Annotated in this window: 1 protein-coding gene; it reads left to right on the top strand. The window is 39.2% G+C overall.

Annotated features, from left to right (window positions below):
* The first annotated feature begins 151 nt into the window (after window positions 1-151).
* Window positions 152-1426, top strand: a complete 1275-nt coding sequence (locus H1P_RS40085; RefSeq protein ID WP_144876496.1) for a DEAD/DEAH box helicase family protein — start codon at window positions 152-154, stop codon at window positions 1424-1426.
* The last annotated feature ends 13 nt before the right edge of the window (window positions 1427-1439 follow it).

The raw sequence follows: 1439 nt of genomic DNA on the forward strand, positions 1-1439 counted from the left end.
AATGTAAACTTTTGAGGAGACCTCAAAAGACAGCCCCTCCTCTAAGCTCTAAGCTTTTGAGAACTTTTTATTCGCTCCTGCAAGTTAACTAAATAGAGTTGAAGCATTACATATTCAGCAACGCCCATAAGTAATAGGAAAGGGATAGTAAATGTTTTTTAACAGCAAAGAAGCAGCAACAATAACTGGTTGTACTCTGCGACAGTTACAGTATTGGCGAGAAAAGGGAGTAGTTGTTCCTACCGTAGACGCAACAGGAAGAGGACGGAGTGTTTTCTATACAGAAGATGACTTAGTTTCTTTATCAGTAATGGAGTATTTACTGTCTGCTGGTTTGGACTTTCAGGAAGCTGTTTCTGGATTAGAAGCTGTTAAAAAAGAAGAACCAGAATTCTTCAACCCATCACAAACGAAAAAATTTTCTATCTCTCGCAACCTTACTGATGAGTCTTTAACATTGGGAGAGTATTACTTACCAGATGCGATCGCATCTGTTGAATCGGGGCAACCAGTAATTCCCTTGAGTTTGAAGCAAATTCATCGCAGATTACGTCGCAAGCTGGCAGAAATGGGAAAAATAGAAGAAGTAGAGGCGTTAGAAAACAAGAAATTTGCCAGTATGAGTAATGAGACTAATACTTGTCGTAGATATGTCGAGCCAAAACTAAGAGAGGCGGGATGGGAAAAAGAACCTCATGACTATACCGAACAGTATTATTTCACTGCTGGTAAGATTCAACCCAAAAAAAAGAAAAAGCCCAGAGGAAAGAGGAAGTTTGTAGATTACTTATTACTTTATAAGGGTGAATTTCCGATCGCTGTGGTGGAAGCAAAGAAAGGACGAGATCTTTACTTTGCTATTTATCAAGCGATCGCAGAAGATAGTTTTCGCCCTGGATTATATAAGGAATATAGTCCCGATTACTTCGATCTCATAATTATTGATGAGTGTCATCGGGGTAGTGCTAGAAGTGAAAGTAGTTGGCGCAGTATTCTAGAGTATTTTGAACCAGCTTATCAGTTAGGATTAACCGCTACGCCTTTACGAAATGATAATGTAGATACCTATCGTTATTTTGGTAATCCTCTTTATACTTATTCTCTAAAAGAAGGAATTGAAGATGGTTTCCTTGCACCTTATCGAGTTTATCGAATTTTAACTCGTTCGGATAAAGATGGATGGCAACCTAGTGAGGGGCAATTAGATCGCTATGGCAGAACTATTCCTGAAGGGAAATATTTGACTCCCGATTTTGAACGGAGATTGGTTCGGGAAGCGAGAACAAAGGAGATCGCCCAACATTTGACGGATTTTCTCAAAGCTACCGATAGATATGCCAAAACCATAGTCTTTTGTGTAGATGAGCATCATGTTAAGGCAATGATTAAAGAGCTACTTCACGAAGTCAGAAATCTGAAGTCGTGATGTCAGTCGTTTT

Origin of the sequence: Hyella patelloides LEGE 07179 (genome assembly GCF_900659865.1) — a bacterium.
Lineage (GTDB): Bacteria > Cyanobacteriota > Cyanobacteriia > Cyanobacteriales > Xenococcaceae > Hyella > Hyella patelloides.